Here is a 19,948-nt window from a genome sequence, read left to right on the forward strand (position 1 = left end):
TGGTAGTTACGTACACCGTACGTAGTGCGCTATCGTTGCGACATGACAACTACGTACGCTGTACTTAGTGAAGGTCTGGAGAAGCGCTACGGCGACGTCCACGCGCTGCGCGGTCTCGACCTGGCCGTCGCCGAAGGCACCGTCTGCGGAGTCCTGGGGCCCAACGGCGCCGGCAAGACCACCGCCGTCCGCGTCCTCACCACGTTGACCGCTCCCGACGCCGGCAACGCCCGGATCGCCGGCCACGACCTGGTGCGCGAGGCCGCCGCCGTGCGGGCCGCGATCGGTGTCACGGGGCAGAGCGCCTCCGTCGACGGCGAGCTCTCCGGCCGGCAGAACCTGCGGCTGTTCGCCAAGCTGCTCAAGTACCGGGGCGACGCGGCGCGCGGCCGGGCCGACGAGCTCCTCGAACGCTTCGAGCTGACCGGCGCGGCCGACCGGCCGGCCCGCACCTACTCGGGCGGGATGCGCCGCCGCCTGGATCTCGCCGCCAGCCTGCTGGCCCGCCCGCAGGTGCTCTTCCTGGACGAGCCGACCACCGGCCTCGACCCGCACAGCCGCAACCAGATCTGGGCGGCGGTACGGGAGCTGGCGGGCCGCGGCACCACCGTCCTGCTCACCACGCAGTATCTGGACGAGGCCGACCGGCTGGCCGACGACATCGTGCTCGTCGACAGCGGCCGGGCCGCCCACACCGGCAGTCCCGCCGAGCTGAAGGCCAGGATCGGCAGTTACGCCGAGGTCGTCGTCGCGCACGCCTCGGCGCTCGTACCGGCAGCCGCCGTACTGGACCGGCTGACGGGCACCGAGCCGGTGCTCGACCACGAGCGCCGCACGGTGGGCGCGGTCGCCACGGACCCCTCGCTCACCCTCCCCCGGATCGTCCGCGAACTGGACGCGGCGGGCGCGGCGGTGATCGACGCGAGCCTGCGCCCGCCCACGCTCGACGAGGTCTTCCTCCGCCTGACCGGCCGCACCACCCCGACCGAGGAGACGGCAGCATGAGCACCGACGCACTCGTCACAGAACTGCGGACCGCGCACCCCGCGCCGGGCACGAGCACTCCGGTCGCGGACGGCCTGGCCATGCTCGGCCGCCACCTGCAGCGGATCAAGGCGGCTCCGGGCGTCCTGATCCTGACCCAGACCATGCCGATCACGATGCTGCTGTTCTTCGGGTACGTCTTCGGCAGCGCCCTGGCCGTCCCCGGCCAGGAGTACCGCGCCTTCCTGGTGCCGGGACTGCTGGCGGCGACGGCGGCGAACGGCATCATGACCGGGATGTTCCAGTCCGCGCAGGACTGTCAGCGGGGCGTGATGGACCGGCTGCGGACACTGCCGATGAGCCGGTCCGCCGTGCCGTTCGGGCAGACCGCGGCCGATGCGCTGACCACGGCCGTCGGACTGGTCCCGCTGATCCTGGTCGGACTCGCCGTGGGCTGGCGGATCGAGGGCGGCGCGGACGCCGCGGTGGGCGCGTTCGGACTGCTGCTGCTGTTCCGGTTCGCGACGTCGTGGGTCGGCTGCTGGCTGGGGCTCCTGATCCGGAACGAGGAGGCCGCCGGGCAGCTGGGCGCGGCCACGTTCATCCTGCCGCTGCTCTCCAGCGCGTACATCCCGACCGACAACCTGCCGGGCCGGCTGCGCACGCTCGCGGAGTGGAATCCGATCAGCGCCGTCGCCGCGGCCGCCCGCGACCTGTTCGGCAACGCCGCGCCGGCCGCCGACGCCGCCTGGCCGGTCGCCCATCCGGTGGCCGGGACGCTGCTCTGGTCGGCGGCGCTGCTCGCGGTCGCCGTACCCCTGTCCGTACGCCGCTACTCACGCGGCGACGCATAGCGCGGCCGGCACCGGCATCCGGCCGGGCGGTGCGGGCAGGGGCGTACGGACGCCTCAGCCGGTCAGTGCGACCGGCCGGTCCAGGGCGCCCAGCAGGGAGATGAAGCTCGACTCCAGGAACGCACCGAGCTCGACCAGGGCGTCGGGCTCCTCCAGCGGCCAGCTGGTGACCGCCTCCTCGGCGAAGGCCATCCAGGCCCGGGCGGCGACGAGCAGCCGCGGCGAATCCGGCATCCCGAGCCGCCGCTGCCCCTCCTCCACCCGCCGGGCCAGCGTGTTGCGCGTGGACTCGACGACGTCCTCCACGGCGGGATGACTGCCGCCGGCACCGCGGACCAGGACGAGATAGACCCTGCGGTGCTCCGTCACGTACGCCGCGAAACCGGCGATGAACGACCGCAGCCAGGGAACGGGCTCCAGTGAGGGGTCCGGTTCCGTGGCCGCGGCGAAGTCGTCGCACTCCTGCTGCACCACGGAGCGGTAGAAGTCGCGCTTGGAGTCGAAGTAGTGGAAGAGCAGCCCCCGGGATATCCCGGCGCGGCGCGCCACCTCGTCGGTGGAGAGCTCGTCCAGCGAGCGATCGGCGAGCATGTCCACGCCAATATCGACCAATTGCGCCCTTCGTTCGTCGGGGCTCAGGCGCGCGGCTCGCTTCTCGGGCATGCGGACAGTGTAGAAGTACTTCGGCACCGAATTACCTCGGCACCCACTCCACCAGAAAACACGCAAGCGGACACGACCCCGGCACACACCGCACGCGGACATGGCGACGCGCCACTGCCGGCTCCGGGGATGACGGAAGAGCGGGCAGCAGCGCGATGCCGGGACCGGGGTCGTCGGTTCAGCGGCGGCTGCCGAAGAGCGAGCGTCGCAGTCGCCGCAGCGGCGCGAAGAGCGAGACCCGCGCGCTCTTGCTCCGGCGGGTGTGCGCGGCATCGCGCGAGGTGAGCTCCCGCATCAGCAGCGTCGCCTCAGCGGACTCGCGCTGCGGGACGGCGGGGCCGCCCAGCACTGCGAGATGACGGTCGAGGCGCGAACTCGTCGCACTGCTCCCGCATGTAATGGCAGGCACTCGCGCCCTGCTGCGCACCGTTATCTGTTCCATGTCACTCCCCACCCGTACGAGGGCACCCGGCCCGGGCAGGTTAACCCTATCGCCCCGCGGCGACACGCGTGTATCCCGGGCGCAGGATTGAGCACACACATACGGAGGTTGACGAACTGTCTGCGAATCCGCCCGATTCCAGGGCGAGTTGGACAGTTCGTCAACCTCCGGGCAGCTCAAGGGGTATGCGCGCCGGTCAGTCGAGGGCGTTGAGAACGGGCAGATAGCCACCGGACTGGCCGGAAGCGAAGGGGTGGTACGACTCGCCGATGTTCAGCCAGTTGAGACTGTGCAGCCAGGCGCTTCCGGAGCAGATCTCGTGCCCGGTGAACTTTCCGGCGACATCACCGAAGGTGAAGCCGTGGTCGGCGGCGCGCTTGGCGGTGGCGGCGTTGAGGTAGTCGGATGCGCCGTTGATGGCGGTGCGCACCTTGTCGCTCAGACCGACGACGCAGCTGCCGCCGATCTTGTAGAAGCGCGGGTAGCCGAGGACGACGACATGGGCGGACGGGGCCTTGGCCCTGATCGCGTCGTACACCGAGTCGAGCTTGCCGGGCAGCGTGGAGTCCACGTAACCGCGGGCGGTGGCGATCCGGCCGAGGCAGGTGGCCTCCGACTGGAGGACACAGGTCGTCATGACATCGGCGAATCCCGCGTCGTTGCCGCCGATGGAGATCGAGACGAGGTCGGTCGAGGAGGTGAGCGGTCCGAGCTGGCTCGCCGTCACATCACCGGTACGGGCGCCCGAGCAGGCGGTGAAGGCGAACGAGGCGGGCGTGTTGGCGGCCGCCCAGAGCGAGGGGTAGGCGAGGGTGCTGCGCTTGCAGTCCCCGCTGGAGCCGATGTAACTGCCGGAGCCGACCCCCGAGGAGTAGGAGTCGCCCAGCGCGACGTAGTCGACGGCTTGGACGGACGATGCGGCGTTCGCGGTGGCCGCCCCGGTCAGGGCGATGACTGCGCCGAGCAGGAGCGAGGACGAGAACGCCACGAGTCTGGACATTTTCATGGAACCTCCCTGGGATCGACCGGCAGGATCTCTGCCATGTCCGTGGTAGCAGCAGCGAAGGCCATTCCGGAAGTGTCCATGCCAAGTCGATCGGATGAGCGTTTCCCGGCGGGCCGCTGAGCGCACGTCATATCGGCTCGGTGAAACCTGGGTGCGCGGGGTGCCCCCGTGCCGGATCATGGGCGGCATGTCCGCCAACCCCGAGTCCGCTCTGCCGATCCGGCTCACCGTCGACGACAGCGACTCCCCGTCCGATGTCGTCGACGCGCTGTTCCTCGGCCGCTTCGCGACGGGCGAGCAGCCGTACTCGCACAGCTCCTCCCTCGACCGGGTCCGCACCGGGGCCACCCTGCTGCCCCCGGCCGCGAAGATCCTGCGCGCCGCCCGCGACGACGACCGCAGCGCCACGCTCGCCGAGGGCGAGGGCTGGACCCTGCTCATCTCGCGGTGGAACCGCGGCGCCGACGTCACGGTCACCGCGACCACTCCCGAACTGGCCCTGAAGATCCTCGAAGCGGCCACGGACGGCGCCCAGGACGAACCGGAACCGCAGCCCGAGAACGTGACGATGGGCTTCTGGTACGTCTCACCGCGCCGCGGCCCGCACCGCACGACCCGGCAGATCGCGGCCGGCACCTGGGACGAGGTCCGGTCCAACTACACCGCGCCGGTGGCCGAGGCGATGGGCCGGCTGATGAAGGTCACCCCGGACGACATCGCGGGCCGGCTGCTCCTGCTGCACGGACCGCCCGGCACCGGCAAGACCTCCGCCCTGCGAACCCTGGCACGGTCCTGGCGGGACTGGTGCCAGGTCGACTGCGTACTGGACCCCGAGCGGCTCTTCAACGACGTCGGCTATCTGATGGACATCGCGATCGGCGAGGACGACGGCAGCGCGAAGGGCCGCTGGCGGCTGCTGCTCCTGGAGGACTGCGACGAGCTGATCCGCGGCGAGGCCAAGCACACGGCGGGCCAGGCGCTGTCCCGGCTCCTGAACCTCACGGACGGGCTGCTGGGCCAGGGCCGCAACGTCCTGGTCGGGGTGACCACCAACGAGGATCTGGAGCGGCTGCACCCGGCGGTCGTCCGGCCCGGCCGCTGCCTGGCCCGGATCGAGGTGGGACCGCTGACCCGCGAGGAGTCCGTGGCCTGGCTCGGCACCGAGGAGGGCCTCGGCCGGGACGTGGCGCGCGAGGGAACGACCCTGGCCGAGCTGTACGCACTGCGCCGCGGCACGGGCCCCGCCTCGGTCCCCAAGCAGGACTCGGGCGCGGACGCGGGCCTGTACCTCTGAGGTCCGGGGGCGGGCCCGGTGGGTCTTCTACCTCCGGGACTCCGTGGGCGGGCCCGGAGGGGTCTGTACCTCTGAGACCCGCGTCCGCGCCCGGCGGGTCTCTGCCCCCGGGACTCCGCGGGCGGGCCCGGCGGGATCCGCCCCGCCTCAGCCCGCGTAGACCGCCCGCACCGCGTCCTGCGCCAGCTCCAGTGCCCGCGCCCGGGACATGCCCAGCCGCCGGGCCTGTTCCGCGTACTCGCGGGCCGCGGACGCCGCGTTGCGTTCGGCCGCGTCGCCCGCGGCGGCGACGAACGTCCCGTTGCGCCCCCGTGTCTCGATCACGCCGTCCGCCTCCAGCGCCCGGTAGGCCTTGGCGACGGTGTTGGCGGCGAGGCCCAGCTCCTCGGCGAAGCCGCGTACGGTCGGGAGTCTGTAACCGACCGGCAGCGCGCCCGATCGGGCCAGTTCGGAGATCTGCGTGCGCAGCTGCTCGTACGGGGCGGTGCCGGAATCCGGGTCCACTGCGATCTTCAGGGTCACGGGCCGATTCTGCCCCACCGCCGGAAATTCGGGGGCGGACCGGCCGGACCTGCGGGTACGGTCCGGCCCATGACTGTCATCGTGCGCGATTTCCGGCCCGCCGACGCCGAGGACTGGGTCCGGGTGCGGCGCGCCGCCCTCCCGTTCATGGTCATGACGCCGGAGAGCGTGGTCTTCGAGCTGGAAGCCGCCCATCCAGACAAGCGCTACCGGATGCTGGTCGCGGAGGAGGACGGCGAGATCATCGGGACGGCCCAGGTGGGTCTGGCGCACGAGAGCCCCGAGCCGGGGCAGGCGTTCTGCAATCCGTACACCCATCCGGAGCGGACCGGACGGGGCGCGGGCTCGCTGCTGCTGCGCACCGCCGAGGAGTACCTGGCCCTGGCCGGCGCGACCGCCGTCTACACCTGGGTGCTGGACACCCCCGGCGACCGGGCGTTCGCCGCGAAGCACGGCTACGCGCCGAGCCGGCCCGCGTACTTCTTCCGTCTCGACCTGGCGGGCGGCACACTGCCGCCCCGCCAGGAGCTCCCGGCCGGTGTCGAACTGCGTACCGCCGCCGACTTCGCCGACGACCCGCGCCCGCTCTTCGAGGCGGACGCCGAGACCACCGCGGACGAGCCCAGCGACACGCCGGCCCAGCTCTCGGACTACGAGGAGTGGCTGGGCGAGACCTGGCGCAATCCCTGCCTCGACCACCACCTCACCTCGGTCGTCGTGGCCGACGGTCAGGTGGCCGCGTTCAGCGCGGCGCAGACCGACGGTGCGAGCCGCTACTGGTCGGGGATGACCGGCACCCGCCGTGCCTACCGCGGCCGCGGCCTCGCGAAGCTCGCGAAGAACGACTCGCTGCACCGGGCGCGCGCCGCCGGGTACACCGACGCGTTCACCGGCAACGACGCCGACAACGGTCCGATGCTGGCGGTCAACCGCTGGTTCGGCTACGAACTCTGTGCCACGGAGGTGCGCCATGTCCGCAGGCTCGGCTGACGCCGGACTGACGGTAGTCCTGGTCAAGGCGGGAAAGACCAAGATCCGGTATCCCGCCGCCCTGGTCGCCGACGACGGCACCCGGGTGACGGTGCGGGCGCCCTGGGCCGCCCCCGGCGTCCGCGACTTCGGCTTCGTACGGTTCGAGCCGGGTGACGTCTTCACCGAGTACTACTGGCGTGACGCGTGGTTCGCGGTGAAGGAGGTCCGCACGGGTGCGGGTGAGCTCAAGGGCTGGTACTGCGATGTGACCCGTCCGGCCGTGCTGCGGGACGGTGAGCTGCTCGTCGAGGACCTGGATCTCGATCTGTGGGTGCCGGCGGACCGCTCCGGCGTACTGCGGCTGGACGAGGACGAGTTCGAGGAGAGCGGCCTGGCCGGGCGCGACCCGGAGGCGGCGAAGGCCGCGGTCGCGGCACTCGACGAGCTGGAGCGGCTGGCCCGCACGGAGGAGGGGTTCGCCGGACTGCTGGGCTGAGAAGCCCGGCCGGGGCCCGTCCGGCTTGATCAGGGCCGGCCGCGACCCCGGCCAAGGTCCGCCGGACGGGCCCCGAGCCCCTCAGCCCACCACCAGTTCCACCTCGTACCCCGCCGCGTCCTCCAGATAGGCGGCGACGTGCCCGTCGCCGCCCGCATGCGGATGGCGGTCCGCGAACAGCAGCCGCCAGCCGTGGTCGGGGGCCCGGGCCACCAGGGCGTCGAGCGTGGCCCGGTCCTCGACGTGGAACGCCAGGTGGTTGAGGCCGGGGCGGCGTCGCTCGTGCGCCCCCGGTGCCAGATCGGGCGACTGCTCGACCACCACATAGCTGTCCCCCCGCCGCCAGCTGCGCCCGTGCGCCCACTGCTGGTACGGGAGATGGCCGAGCTCGCCGAGGAGCCAGCCCCAGCCGGCCGCGGCCGCCGTCAGATCGGGCACCCACAGCTCGATGTGGTGCAGCCGCCCGGTGCGGGCCCCGCCGGCCGGCAGGGACACGGCCCGGCGGACACCCCGGGGCGCGAACGCGACCGTGTCGCCGTCCTCGTGCCAGTGGATCAGGAACGGGTCCCCCGCCCGGTAGCCGTCGAGACCGGCGCGGCAGTAGGCGACCATGTCGTCCGGCAGGGCGTCCAGCGGATACCACGCCAGCTCGGAGCATTTGTCCGGTTCGCGGTTGTACGGCGGCCGGTCCGGGTCGTACGCCGCCTCGAAGAACCAGCCGGTGCGGGGGCTGCCGCCCGGCCCCCGGTGCTGCATGACCAGCGCCACCCGCAGTTCCTCCGGTTCGAGCGCGACGCCGATCTCCTCGGCCGTCTCGCGGATCATCGCCTCGCGGACGTCCTCGCCGTCCTCCACGTGCCCGGACGGGGCGTGCAGCAGCCCGTCCGCGTATCCCGTGCCGGCCCGGCGGGCGAGCAGGACGTCGGAGCCGCGGCGCAGGATCAGGTGCACGTCGACGACCTCGGTGTGCCGGCGCGGGGGTTCGGCCCGGGCCACCAGGGCGTAGCGCTCGTCGTCGACGTCCTTGCCCCACAGGTCCCGGTCGCCGGAGAGCCGCTCGTGGTGGACGCGCTCGGTGAACGGGGCGAGCAGCGCGGTGAGTTCGGCGGCGGATAGACCGACCCCGTTCCACACGCCCTCGACCAGGACCAGTCTGCCGCCGGGCCGCAGCAGGCCGAACCAGTGGCGCAGGGCGGCCGCCGGGTCGGGGAGCAGCCACACCACGTGCCGGGCGAGGATCACGTCGAACCGCTGCTTGCCGACGGGTGGCGCGGAGGCGTCCCCGGTCAGCACCTCGGTGCCCGTACCGGCCAGTTTGGCGCGCGCCTGCTCCACCATGCGCGGCGAGCGGTCCACCGCGGTGACCCGGTGGCCCTGTCCGGCGACGAGCAGCGACAGGCTGCCGGTGCCGCACCCCAGGTCGAGCACCTCGGAACGCCCGGAGGGCAGCCAGCTCTCCAGCCGCTGTGCCCAGGCGTGCCGGACCACGGGATCGAGCAGACCGTGGTCCGGCTCCTCGTCGAAGGAACCGGCGGCTGAATCCCAGTCGATCGTCGTCATGGACCGATCGTGCCAGCTGTCACTGACAGCGGCGGCCCTCTCCCCGGAAGCCCGCTCGGTCCTGGGCCGCGGGCCGCCGGTCTTAAGCGTCCGTGAGCGGCCCCTTAAGCCCGTCATAACGATCGCCACCAGGCCCTTCACGCGGGCTTTCCGGGGCCGGCCGGAGGCTAGCTTGCTGTTCCCGGGACGCCCCGCACACAGACCTGGACCGCTGAAGGAGTACCCCGCCATGCCCGCCATCACCCCCGCCCGCCGCAGGGCCGCCGCCGTCGTCGCCCTCGGTGCGACGCCGCTCGTCCTCACCGCTCTGGCCGCGGCTCCGGCCTCGGCGCACGGCTCGCTGACGGACCCGGTCAGCCGGGTCTCGGCCTGTTTCGCCGAGGGTCCCGAGCACCCGGAGTCCGCCGCGTGCGTGGCCGCGGTCGCGGCGGGCGGCACTCAGGCGCTGTACGACTGGAACGGTGTGAACATCGCCGACGCGGCGGGGAACCACCGGCAGCTGATCCCGGACGGCAAGCTGTGCAGTGCGGGCAACGACAAGTTCAAGGGGCTGGATCTGCCGCGCGCGGACTGGCCGGCCACCGATCTGAAGTCGGGGCCGCACACCTTCCGCTTCCGGGCCACCGCGCCGCACAGGGGTTCCTTCGCGCTCTACCTCACCACGGCCTCCTACGACCCGGCGAAGCCGCTGAAGTGGTCGGACCTGGAGGCGAAGCCGTTCGCCGAGGCCACCGACCCGCGGCTGGTGGACGGTTCGTACGTCTTCGACGGCACCGTTCCCGAGCGTTCGGGGCGTCAGCTGATCTACACGGTCTGGCAGCGCTCGGACTCCCCGGAGGCGTTCTACGCCTGCTCCGACGTGGTCTTCGGCGGTTCGGGCGGCGGCGCCGCGAGCGGCAGCGGATCGGTCGCCGCCGTCCCCGCACCGGCCGCGTCGGCGCCCTCCGAGCAGGAGATCACCGAGGGCGAGGGGAAGTCCTCGGTCGAGCACGGCGGCCATGGTGACGACGACGCCGGTACGGGCGCGGCCGTCACCGAGGCCACGGGTGCGACGGCCCCGGCCAACGCCCCGGAACCGGACAGCGCTTCGGACGACGTCCCCGTCGCGGGCCCGGACCGGCTCGCCGAGACGGGCGGCAGCGCCGCCACGCGTCATCTGGCCATGGGCGGCGCGGCCACGATCGCCCTGGGTGCGGTCGCGCTGCTGCTCTCGGTCCGCCGCCGGGCCGCCGCAGCGGCCCGGCGCGGACTCTGACGGGCGGTCCGGCCAGGGGCAGCCCCTAGCCGATGGCCGAGGCGCAGGTGGTCGGGGTGGCGCGCGCCGGGTCCAGGGCGTTCGCCACCTCGTGGTAGGCGATCCGGTCGATGGTGCCGATCGCCACGTGCTCGGACAGGTCGACCGGGCACAGGTCCTGGAGCAGGACGTTGCGCACGTCGGGCCCGTCCAGGAACTGGGTCCGGTACGGGGTCACGACCTCGTCGTACCTGGTCGCGATGACGGTGTAGTGCACGCCGGGCACGGTGTCGGGGACCGAGTTGAGCTTGGTCACGAAGGGCGATCCGGCGACCTGGTCGGCGAGTCCGGGGGTGCCGGCGTTGAGCAGGTCCCCGACGCCGGGGAAGTACGGCAGCAGCTTGGTCAGGCCGAGGAGCGTGGTGCCGTGGTTGTCGGGCGCGATCCCGACCAGGGCGTTCACCTTGGCCGCTCCGCCGAGGAACTTCAGGTAGTAGTTCGGCATCATGCCGCCCTGGGAGTGGCCGACCAGGTCGGCCTTGGGCGCCCCGGTGGAGGCGAGCACCTTGTCGACGAAGGCGGAGAGCTGTCCGGCCGACTTGTCGATCGGGCCGAGGCCGTTGAAGACCGGCACTCCGGGGAGCTGCCCGTAGTCGAGCGAGTAGACGCAGTAGCCCCGGTTGACCAGGTAGGGGGCGAGGACGAGCCAGTTGTCGACCGAGTTCCCGAAGGTCCCGTGGACCAGGACGACGGGCCGGGGGTGGGCGGCGGAGGGCTTGCAGGAGTAGTCGTTCCAGCCACGGGAGGTGGCCGTGGCGGCGGTGGGGGCGGCTGCAGCGGCAGTGGCCGTGGGGGTGGCGACTGCGGCGACGGCGAGGAGCAGTGCGGTGAGGGCTCTGCGCGCACGTGGGGTGCGCGGCGCACGGGTCCAGGGCAGCATCGTGTGGTCTCCTTGCGGCTCAAGGGAGTTGCGATGTCTGTGCACCCTGCGGCCCGGACCACAAGTTCTGATGACGTTCTGTGTACTCAGGCCAACTTACGCATGAGTAAGGTTACCTGGGAAGTTACGCGTCGGTAAAAACTGACGCCGCATCAACGGTAGCCGCAGAACGGCCGTCTACGCGCAGGTCAGGCCGCGAGTCGCCCCGGCATCACGGCCTGCGGCCCGAATCTCTCCCGCAGCCGGTCCGCGACCTCCTCGATCCGCCGCGCCCGTTCGTCCACCGGATCGAAGGTCAGCTGGTGCGCGGCCCGGCCGGCGTCGCCGAGCCCCTCGGCGCGCAGGGCGATCCCCCGCACCCGGGCCCGCTGCAGGGCGAACGAGTCATGGATCCGGTAGGCGAGCGCGGTGAGTTCCGCGGAGTGCGCGGTGGGCTCGGGGAGCGTACGGCTGCGGGTCAGCGTCGAGTAACCGGTCCGGTCGGCGTAGCGCACGGAGACCGCGAGCGAGCGGCACACCTGTCCCTCGCCGCGCATCCTCGCCCCCAGTTCCTCGGTGAGCGACATGAGAGCGCGCCGCTGCCGCTCCCGGTCCAGTTCGTCGCGCGGGAAGGTCCGGTCGGCGGCGAGCGAGCGGGCCGCGGCGTTCGGTACGACCGTCGTGCGGTCGATGCCGTGCGCCCGCTCCCACAGCTCGCGCCCGGTCCGCACCCCGGTGATCCGTTGCAGGGTGCCGAGCGGGGCGGCCGCGATCCGGCCGACGGAGTCGAGCCCGTATCCGCACAGGGTGCGGGCCGTCGCCGCCCCGACGCCGTCCAGCGCGGCGGCCGGCCGGTCCGCGAGGAAGGCGGCGGCCTCGCCGGCCGGCACCACGAAGGTCGTCCCGGGCGCGGCCTGCCGCAGCGCCATCCGGGCCAGCATCGGGTTCTCCGCGGCCCCGATCGCGCAGTCCACCCCGTGCAGCGCCAGTGCGCGGACCCGGATCACCGAGGCCAGCCCCTTCACGTCCCGGCCGAAGTAGCGCAGCGCGCCCCGCACATCGGCGAGCGCCCCGTCGGGCGGCGCCGCCTCGACGAGCGGGGTGAACGAACCGAGCAGGGCGAGCAGCCCCGCGTAGCCCGCACCGTCCGGGGGGCCGCCGCCGATCCGCCGGAACCGCAGACAGAGAACACCCGGCTGCTCGCTCATCCCGCGCTCCCCGGGCTCTGGTGCCACAGCTTCCTTCCGGTGGGCGCCCCTTCGCCGGGCGGCTGGAGGTCGGACCAGGGGTTCATCTCGTAGCCGGTGGGCATCCGGATCCGGCGGCCGTCGTCGGCGGCCGGGGCCTCGTCGGACGCGGCGCCCTCCTCCTTCTCCGGAGCGGGCACCTCCGCCAGCCTGGCCGCGACCGCGTCGAGCCCTCCGGTGCGCCGCAGTTCGGCCAGCTCGGCCAGGTTCCAGGCCGCCGCGCCGACCACGCTCAGGCTCCGCGGCCCGCGCCGCTGCACCACTCCGCGCACCAGCAGCAGCCAGGAGTGGAAGACGGTGTACGCGCAGGCGGCGTGGCTGTCGTCGAAGAAGGCCAGGTCGACCAGGCCCGTGCCGTCGTCCAGGGTGGTGAAGACGACCCGGCGCCCGGAGCGGACCGGCGGGGTCTGGGTGGCCGCCTTGGCGCCCGCGACCAGCACGGTGTCCCCGTGCCGTGCCTCGCGCAGCCGCTTGGCCGAGACCGCGCCGAGCTCCTTCAGGAAGGCGTGGTGATCGCTCATCAGATGGCGTGAGACGTCCATGCTCAGCACGCCCAGTTCGGCGCTGAGCCGTTCCGCCTCGTTGAGGTCGGGCAGGCCGATGGAGCCGGTGCGGTGGCCGCCGCCGAGCGGCAGCTGCGCGCCGGAGCCGCCGGAGCCCGCGCCGCGCTGGGCGCGGTGGAGTTCGGACAGGTGCAGCAGCAGATCGCGGCGGTTGGCGCCGAACGCGTCCAGCGCGCCGACCTGGGCCAGCCGTTCGGCGGCGGGTTTGCCCGGGCGGGCCCGCTGCCAGAAGTCCAGCAGCGAGGTGTAGGGCTGCCCGTCCTCGATCCGGGCGACCTCGGCCGCGCTGATCCCATGGACGTCGGAGAGCGCCAGCCGCAGCCCCCAGGACTCCCCTCCCCCTCCCTCGCCGGACACCAGTTCGATTCGATGGACGGCCGCCGACCGGTTCACGTCCAGCGGCAGCACCGGCACCCCGCGCCGCCGCGCGTCCGCGAGCAGCAGCCGCTTCGGGTACATCCCGGGGTCATGGGTGAGCAGTCCGGCGTAGAAGGCCGCCGGGTGGTGCGCCTTCAGCCAGGCCGACTGGTACGTGGGCACGGCGAAGGCGACCGCGTGCGCCTTGCAGAAGCCGTAGCTGCCGAACGCCTCGATGATCTCCCAGGCACGGGCGATCACCTCGGCGCCGTACCCGCGCGCCGCCGCGTGCTGCGCGAACCAGACCCTGATCCGGCCCTGCGACTCGGGGTCGGAGAGCCCGCGCCGGACCCGGTCGGCCTCGTCCCGGCCGCAGCCGGTCATGATGTCGACCATCTCGATGATCTGCTCGTGGAAGACCACCACGCCGTACGTGTCGCGCAGCGGCCCCTCCAGATCGGGGTGCGGATAGCGGACCGGCGCCCGGCCGTGCCGGGCCTCGATGAACGGGCGCACCATGTCGGCGGCGACCGGACCGGGCCGGAACAGCGAGATGTCGACCACCAGGTCGTGGAAATCCGCCGGCTGGAGCCTGCCGACCAGATCGCGCTGGCCGGGCGACTCGATCTGGAAACAGCCCAGCGTCTCGGCGGTCCTGATCAGCCGGTACGTCTCCGGGTCACCCGGCGGCACACCGTCCAGGTCCACCTCCTCGCCCGATGCCCGCCGCACCTCCGCGACCGCGTGCGCCATCGCCGACTGCATCCGCACCCCGAGCACGTCGAGCTTGAGCAGCCCGAGGTCCTCCACGTCCTCCTTGTCGAACTGCGCCATCGGGAAGCCCTCGCCGCTGGTGGGCATGACGGGGGTGCGGCGCAGCAGCGAGGCGTCGGAGAGGAGGACCCCGCACGGGTGCATGGCGATGCCGCGCGGCAGCGCGTCGAGCGCCTCGACCAGCTCCCACAGCCGTCCGTACTTCTCCTTCGTCCTCGCCACCTCGCGCAGCTCGGGCAGTTCCTCCATGGCCGCGAGCGCATCGCGGGCCCGGATGTGCGGGAAGGCCTTGGCGAGCCGGTCGGTCTCGGCGGGGTTCATGGAGAGGGCGGCGCCGACGTCGCGGATGGCGTGGCGCACCCGGTAGGTCTCGGGCATGGCGACGGTGGCGACCCGTTCGGCGCCGAAGCGGCCGATGATCGCGCGGTAGACGTCGAGGCGGCGGGCGGACTCGACGTCGATGTCGATGTCGGGCAGCACGAAGCGGCGCTTGGACAGGAAGCGCTCCATCAGCAGCCCGTGCTCGACCGGGTCGGCGTGGGCGATGCCGAGGAGGTGGTTGACCAGGGAGCCGGCCCCGGAACCCCGGGCGGCCACCCGGACCTTCATCTCCCGCACATCGTCGACCACCTGGGCGACCGTCAGGAAGTACGAGGCGAAGCCGTGGTGGGCGATGATGTCCAGCTCGTGGTGCATCCGGTCCCAGTAACCGGGCCTGCGGTCGTAGCCGCGCAGCACCATGCCGGCGGCGGCGCGGGAGGCCAGCACCCGCTGGGCGGTGCGGCGGCCGGCGCCGACGAGGTGCGGTTCGGGGAAGTGGACGGAGCCGAGGCCGAGGTCGTCCTCGGGGTCGACGGCGCAGGCGTCGGCGGTGTGCCGGGTCTCGGCGAGCAGCCGCGCCCCGGCACCGGGGCCGAGCCCGGCGGCGGCGGTGATCCGCTCGGCGGTCTCCGCCATCGCGGAGGCGTCCTTGAGCCAGCGCTCGCCGCTGTCGAGCGGGGCGCGGCGCGGGTCGACGGGGACGAGCCTGCGGGCGGAGTCGAGTACGTCGGCGACCGGGCCCTGCCCCGCATCCGCGTACCGGACGGCGTTGGTCAGCACGGCCCGTATCCCCTGTTCGGCGGCGAAGCCGACGGTACGGGCGGCGAGCCGCAGCGAACCGGGTCCGGTGCCGTCCCGGCCGTGGTGGACGGCTTCGAGCCGCAGGTCGTCGCCGTACACCTCCCGCCAGGGGGCGAGCAGGACGGCGGCCCGGTCGGGGCGGCCGGCGGCCAGCGCCCTGCCCACCTCGGAGTCGGGGCCGAGCAGCACGGTGAGCCCTTCGGCGGGCAGTGCGGACCGGCCGACCAGGGGCCGGCCGCCCTCGGGCACGGCGGCGTGGGCGGCGGTGACGAGCCGGCAGAGCTCGGCCCAGCCCTGTGCGCCGTCACGGGCGAGGAAGGTGACCCGGGGGGCGGATTCATCGACAAAGGCACCGCCCCGGACCGGGGTCCGCAGCCGGTACGTACGCCCGTCGCCCTCCGCCCGCCCGGCGGGGGCCACGGCGAGATCCACTCCGAAGAGCGGCCGCACCCCTTCCCGCTCACAGGCCTTGGCGAACCGGACCGTACCCGCCAGGGTGTCCCGGTCGGTCAGCGCGAGAGCGTCCATCCCCCGCTCCGCGGCGCGCTCCGCCAGCCGCTCCGGGTGCGAGGCCCCGTACCGCAGGGAGAACCCGGAAACGGTATGCAGATGCGTGAACCCGGGCACCTGCACCTCCTGAACCGATCCGTACTCACCACCCCCTCGCTCTCCACCATAGACCACGTTCGAACATTCGTGCGATACCTGAGAGGCGGGCCACCTCTCAGCCATTCGGCCCGGCCCCGACTGCGGGGACGACGGGCACCCCGGACCGTGGGGGCATGACTTTCGTCGACGAGGTGAAGAGTGCCGTCACTCCGCGAGCCGCGCTGCTCGTCATCGGCGTACTGGCGCTGCAGCTGCTGTTCATCGCGTCCTACATCGGCGCGCTCCACAACCCGAAGCCGACCGACGTCCCCTTCGGTGTCGTCGCACCCCAGCAGGTGTCCGCCCAGCTGGTCACCGAACTGAAGAACCTCCCCGGCGGCCCCCTCGACCCCCGCACCGTCACCGACGCGGCCACCGCCCGCCGGCAGATCCTGGACCGGGACATCGACGGCGCCCTCATCGTCAGCCCCCGGGGCACCACCGACACCGTGCTGGTCGCCTCCGGCGGCGGCACCGTCCTGGCCAACTCGCTGACGGAGATCATCAAGAAGGTCGATCTCACCCAGCGCCGCACGGTGCGTTCCGTGGACGTGGCCCCGGCGTCGGACCAGGACTTCGACGGACTCTCGTCCTTCTACCTGGTCGTGGGCTGGTGCGTGGGCGGCTACCTCTGCGCCTCGATCCTGGCGATCAGCGCGGGCTCCCGCCCCGCCAACCGTCAGCGCGCGGTGATCCGGACCGGCGTCATGGCGCTGTACTCGATCGCGGGCGGGATCGGCGGCGCCGTCATCATCGGCCCGATCCTCGGAGCCCTGCCCGGATCCTTCTGGGGGCTGTCGGGCCTGGGCGCGCTGACCGTCTTCGCGGTCGGCATGATCACGCTCGCCCTGCAGGCGCTCACCGGCATCGTCGGCATCGGCCTGGCGGTCCTGATCGTGGTGATCGCGGGCAACCCGAGCGCGGGCGGCGCCTTCCCGCTCCCGATGCTGCCGGACTTCTGGCGGGCGATCGGCCCCGCACTGCCACCGGGCGCCGGCACCTGGGTGGCCCGCTCGATCGCGTACTTCAAGGGCAACGCGGTGACCGGACCGCTGCTGGTGCTGTCCGCGTGGGCGGTGGTGGGCACGGTCATCACCCTGCTGATGGCGATGCGCAGGAAGCCGGAGCCGGCGGACGCCCCGCTCGCGGGGGCGGCGGGCGGCGGCTCGACAGCGGCGTAGCGGAGAAGAACGGCGCCCCAACCCCCGGCGTCGAGTTGACACAATGACTAGGCATGGCAGGTACATGACGGCATCCTGGGGTGATCCCGCGCCTCGCACGAGAGGAGCGGGACCACACGGCTCCCCTCACCCCACGGAGGTTGTCCATGCGTCGCCATGTCGCCGCGTTACTCGGCACCGTAGCCCTGTCGCTGCCGCTCGCCCTGCTGCCCGCCGCATCCGCCTCGGCCGCCCCCGCGGACAAGCCCCAGGTGCTCAGCTCCTGGACCCAGACGAGCGCCGCCAGCTACAACACCTGGAACGCCGCCCGCAACAACCAGGGCGCCTGGGCCGCCTACGGCTTCGACTGGTCGACGGACTACTGCAGCACCTCGCCCGACAACCCGTTCGGCTTCCCCTTCCAGACGGCCTGCGCCCGGCACGACTTCGGCTACCGGAACTACAAGGCCGCCGGCACGTTCTCCGCCAACAAGGCCCGCCTCGACTCCGCGCTCTACGCGGATCTCAAGCGGGTGTGCTCCGCCTACTCCGGCGCGACGCTGACCTCGTGCAACGCGACGGCCTGGACGTACTACCACGCGGTCGACATCTTCGGTGTCGCACCCGCGAAGACGGACTCCCGCAGACCGGCCCGGGCCGCCTGACCCGCACGGCCGAGTGGCCCCCGGCACAGCCGGGGGCCACTCGTCACCGCACGGAAACGGTCCAGACAGGTCAGCCGATCTCGGCCCCGAAGGCGGACAGCGCCTCCGGCACCGGCTGGAAGAAGGTCTCGCCGCCCGAGGAGCAGTCGCCGCTGCCGCCCGAGGTCAGACCGATCGCCGTGTCACCGGCGAAGAGCGAACCGCCGCTGTCTCCGGGCTCGGCGCAGACCGTCGTCTGGATCAGCCCGTTGACGATGTCGCCGTTGCCGTAGTTGACCGTGGCGTCCAGGCCCGTCACCTCGCCGTCGTGCACCTGGGTGGTGGAGCCGCTGCGCGACACCGTCATCCCCACGGTCGCCTCGCCCGCCTTGGTGATCGGCTGGGTGGAGCCGTCGTAGAGGTCGACCTCGCTGGGGTGCGCCGTGTCCGAGGTGTACTTCACCAGGCCGTAGTCGTTGTCCGGGAACGACGAACCGGCGTTCGTACCGATCTCCGCGCCGCCCTGGGAGTCCGACCAGCTGGAGATCGCCTCGGTGCAGTGACCGGCGGTCAGGAAGTACGGTTCGCCGTCCTTGACCACGTTGAAGCCGAGCGAGCAGCGCCCGCCGTTGCCCCAGATCGCGTCGCCGCCCGCGATGAACGGCTTGAACTCCCCGGCGGACCGCTTGAGCTCGGCCTTGCCGCCCAGCCCCTCGACCACCGAGCTGAGCTTCTGCCAGGCGTCGCCCCTGACCGTGCGGTCCGCGGTGACGACCACCTTGTTGCTGACCGGGTCGACGGCCCACGAGGTGCCGGGGATCGTGGCCTTGCCGGTCAGGGTCTGCCGGGCCGACTTCAGCTCGGCCAGCGAGTTCTGCACGACTCTCGCCCTGCCGCCCGCCTGCCGCACCTGCTCCGCGGCGGCCTCGTCGACCACGTTCATCACGAGGTTCTTCGACGAGGCGTCGTAGTACGCGCCCGCTGCGTCGGTGCCCAGGTCCTTGCCGAGACCGGTGGCGAGCTTTCCGGCCGCCGCCGCGTTCAGCGTCCGGGCGGTGAACTGCGGTATGTCGTCACTCGCGTTCGCACTCTGGAACGTCACTCCTGCGGCGACCAGGGCGACCACTGCCGAGCCGGCCAGCACTGCGCGCTTCCTGGACATGCGTCGATGCTTCAACTTCGACCTCCTGTGGGGCCGCGCACGGATGATGTGGGGTCGCCCGTACACGGAGGATGGGGCGCCCACTATTCCGACCGTCCAGATAGCACACAAGGCCGACTTCAGGACGCACACACGACACCACCTGTTCGGTCGTGACACGTTCACTTACCGGTGGTCGGGCCTCGTCGGTTCCTTCTGCGAACACCCCGTGCAACCGCCCGGTCGGCACTGGGTGAGGACTAGTCCTGTCCGGTATTCGCCTCTGCGGATCCGATTCCCGGCGCATCCCCGGCGCTCCGCACCCGTCCGCTCCCCCGGAGCCTCCCGGATTCTCCCCACGCGCCATCCCGGTAACGGCTCTGATGGGTCATCATCGGATGGTGCGGGGAAAGCCGGACACGCCGTGTCCGCATGGATCGCGAGGAGGCACGTAGTGCGCAGTCGGGTGCGCGCGGCCGACGGACGTCAACTGGTGGTGGAGCGGCTGGGGGATCCCCGCGGCAGACCGGTGTTCCTGTTGCACGGGATGCCCGGCAGCAGACTCGGGCCGGCACCGCGCGGCATGGTGCTGTACCAGCGAAAGACCCAGCTGATCACCTACGACCGGCCGGGATACGGCGACTCCGACCGGCTTCCGGGCCGCTGTGTCGCCGATGCCGTCCAGGACGTACGGGCGATCGCGGACCACATCGGACTCGACCGGTTCGCCGTGGTGGGGCGGTCCGGTGGCGCCTGCCACGCCCTGGCCTGTGCGGCGCTGATGCCCGAGCGGGTCACCCGTACCGCCGCCCTGGTCGGGCTGGCGCCCCGGGACGCCGAAGGGCTCGACTGGTTCGACGGGATGGCCGCCTCCAACGTGCTGGCGTACACCACGGCGACCGCCGACCCGGACGGGCTCGCGGAATCGTTCATCTCACGGTCCGCGGTGATCAGGAAGAACCCGGTCCGGCTGATCGACGATCTGCGCCGGGAGCTGACCGACTCCGACCGGATGGTGGTCAACGACGCCGGCGTCCGCACCATGCTGCTGCGCAACTACCGTGAGGGGCTGCGCACTTCCGCGTACGGCTGGATCGACGACGCACTCGCGTTCAGCCACCCGTGGGGGTTCGACCCGGCCGACATCACCGGTCCGGTGCTGCTGTGGCACGGCGAGAAGGACGTGTTCTCACCGGTCGGGCACACCCGCTGGCTGGCGAGCCGCATCCCGGGTGCCACCGTCGTGGTGGAACCGGCGGCCGCGCACTTCGACGCGCTGCACGCCCTCCCCCGCATCCTCACCTGGCTGCTGGATACGTCGGGAGGCTGAGCGGCGGGAGCGTCCG

Annotated in this window: 18 protein-coding genes; 9 read left to right on the forward strand and 9 right to left on the reverse strand. The window is 72.5% G+C overall.

The window, feature by feature from the left end; all coding sequences use genetic code 11:
* Positions 1-42 precede the first annotated feature (42 nt).
* Positions 43-1,005 (forward strand): ATP-binding cassette domain-containing protein, encoded by a 963-nt coding sequence (locus OG408_RS08645; RefSeq protein WP_266777050.1) that lies wholly within the window; start codon positions 43-45, stop codon positions 1,003-1,005.
* 80 nt (positions 1,006-1,085) lie between these two features.
* A complete protein-coding gene (locus OG408_RS08650; protein WP_266786035.1) occupies positions 1,086-1,838 on the forward strand; it encodes an ABC transporter permease in 753 nt (250 codons plus the stop codon).
* Positions 1,839-1,892: 54 nt separating this feature from the next.
* Here OG408_RS08650 and OG408_RS08655 read toward each other — a convergent pair whose 3' ends face one another.
* From OG408_RS08655 to OG408_RS08665, 3 genes are all read right to left on the reverse strand, one after another.
* Positions 1,893-2,501 carry a TetR/AcrR family transcriptional regulator gene (locus OG408_RS08655; RefSeq protein WP_266777051.1) on the reverse strand — a complete coding sequence of 203 codons (609 nt, stop codon included), beginning with the start codon at positions 2,499-2,501 and terminating at the stop codon, positions 1,893-1,895.
* A 178-nt stretch (positions 2,502-2,679) separates the two neighbouring features.
* Positions 2,680-2,943, reverse strand: coding sequence for a hypothetical protein (locus OG408_RS08660; protein ID WP_266777052.1), 264 nt, complete (start codon positions 2,941-2,943; stop codon positions 2,680-2,682).
* 196 nt (positions 2,944-3,139) lie between these two features.
* The gene (locus OG408_RS08665; protein WP_266777053.1) at positions 3,140-3,949 is read right to left on the reverse strand and encodes an SGNH/GDSL hydrolase family protein; all 810 of its coding nucleotides are present in this window, start codon (positions 3,947-3,949) and stop codon (positions 3,140-3,142) included.
* Positions 3,950-4,136: 187 nt separating this feature from the next.
* Between OG408_RS08665 and OG408_RS08670 the strand changes: the two genes are divergently transcribed.
* Entirely contained in the window at positions 4,137-5,243 is a 1,107-nt protein-coding gene (locus OG408_RS08670; protein WP_285568321.1) for a DUF5925 domain-containing protein, read from the forward strand.
* 147 nt (positions 5,244-5,390) lie between these two features.
* Here OG408_RS08670 and OG408_RS08675 read toward each other — a convergent pair whose 3' ends face one another.
* Complete coding sequence (locus OG408_RS08675; RefSeq protein ID WP_266777055.1) at positions 5,391-5,765, reverse strand: GntR family transcriptional regulator; 375 nt, start codon at positions 5,763-5,765, stop codon at positions 5,391-5,393.
* A gap of 69 nt (positions 5,766-5,834) precedes the next feature.
* Here OG408_RS08675 and OG408_RS08680 point away from each other — a divergent pair, with 69 nt between their 5' ends.
* Together OG408_RS08680 and OG408_RS08685 are read left to right on the forward strand one after the other, a co-directional pair.
* Positions 5,835-6,755, forward strand: coding sequence for a GNAT family N-acetyltransferase (locus OG408_RS08680; RefSeq protein ID WP_326669212.1), 921 nt, complete (start codon positions 5,835-5,837; stop codon positions 6,753-6,755).
* Positions 6,736-7,233 carry a DUF402 domain-containing protein gene (locus OG408_RS08685; RefSeq protein WP_326669213.1) on the forward strand — a complete coding sequence of 166 codons (498 nt, stop codon included), beginning with the start codon at positions 6,736-6,738 and terminating at the stop codon, positions 7,231-7,233. Before OG408_RS08680 ends, OG408_RS08685 begins: the two co-directional genes overlap by 20 nt.
* Before the next feature lie 81 nt (positions 7,234-7,314).
* On the opposite strand, the gene OG408_RS08690 is transcribed toward OG408_RS08685, so the two are convergent.
* A complete protein-coding gene (locus tag OG408_RS08690; RefSeq protein ID WP_266777058.1) occupies positions 7,315-8,793 on the reverse strand; it encodes a trifunctional class I SAM-dependent methyltransferase/NUDIX hydrolase/VOC family protein in 1,479 nt (492 codons plus the stop codon).
* A 229-nt stretch (positions 8,794-9,022) separates the two neighbouring features.
* Here OG408_RS08690 and OG408_RS08695 point away from each other — a divergent pair, with 229 nt between their 5' ends.
* On the forward strand, positions 9,023-10,048 hold the full coding sequence (locus OG408_RS08695; RefSeq protein ID WP_326669217.1) for a lytic polysaccharide monooxygenase auxiliary activity family 9 protein: 1,026 nt from the start codon (positions 9,023-9,025) through the stop codon (positions 10,046-10,048).
* 25 nt (positions 10,049-10,073) lie between these two features.
* Here OG408_RS08695 and OG408_RS08700 read toward each other — a convergent pair whose 3' ends face one another.
* The 3 genes from OG408_RS08700 to OG408_RS08710 all read right to left on the reverse strand — a co-directional run bounded on the left by OG408_RS08700 (position 10,074) and on the right by OG408_RS08710 (position 15,636).
* Positions 10,074-10,967, reverse strand: a complete 894-nt coding sequence (locus OG408_RS08700) for an esterase/lipase family protein (RefSeq protein WP_266777060.1) — start codon at positions 10,965-10,967, stop codon at positions 10,074-10,076.
* 188 nt (positions 10,968-11,155) lie between these two features.
* Positions 11,156-12,154: a DNA polymerase Y family protein gene (locus OG408_RS08705; protein WP_326669220.1), complete on the reverse strand. Its 999-nt coding sequence runs from the start codon at positions 12,152-12,154 to the stop codon at positions 11,156-11,158.
* A complete protein-coding gene (locus OG408_RS08710; RefSeq protein WP_326669222.1) occupies positions 12,151-15,636 on the reverse strand; it encodes a DNA polymerase III subunit alpha in 3,486 nt (1,161 codons plus the stop codon). Before OG408_RS08710 ends, OG408_RS08705 begins: the two co-directional genes overlap by 4 nt.
* A gap of 155 nt (positions 15,637-15,791) precedes the next feature.
* On the opposite strand from OG408_RS08710, the gene OG408_RS08715 reads away from it, so the two are divergent.
* Positions 15,792-16,838: a DUF3533 domain-containing protein gene (locus tag OG408_RS08715; RefSeq protein WP_266777063.1), complete on the forward strand. Its 1,047-nt coding sequence runs from the start codon at positions 15,792-15,794 to the stop codon at positions 16,836-16,838.
* A 146-nt stretch (positions 16,839-16,984) separates the two neighbouring features.
* Positions 16,985-17,482, forward strand: coding sequence for a phospholipase (locus OG408_RS08720; protein ID WP_266777064.1), 498 nt, complete (start codon positions 16,985-16,987; stop codon positions 17,480-17,482).
* Positions 17,483-17,552: 70 nt separating this feature from the next.
* Here OG408_RS08720 and OG408_RS08725 read toward each other — a convergent pair whose 3' ends face one another.
* Complete coding sequence (locus tag OG408_RS08725) at positions 17,553-18,638, reverse strand: S1 family peptidase (RefSeq protein WP_266777065.1); 1,086 nt, start codon at positions 18,636-18,638, stop codon at positions 17,553-17,555.
* A 418-nt stretch (positions 18,639-19,056) separates the two neighbouring features.
* On the opposite strand from OG408_RS08725, the gene OG408_RS08730 reads away from it, so the two are divergent.
* The gene (locus OG408_RS08730) at positions 19,057-19,932 is read left to right on the forward strand and encodes an alpha/beta fold hydrolase (RefSeq protein ID WP_266777066.1); all 876 of its coding nucleotides are present in this window, start codon (positions 19,057-19,059) and stop codon (positions 19,930-19,932) included.
* The last annotated feature ends 16 nt before the right edge of the window (positions 19,933-19,948 follow it).

Origin of the sequence: Streptomyces sp. NBC_01257 (genome assembly GCF_035917255.1) — a bacterium.
Classification (GTDB): Bacteria; Actinomycetota; Actinomycetes; order Streptomycetales; family Streptomycetaceae; genus Streptomyces.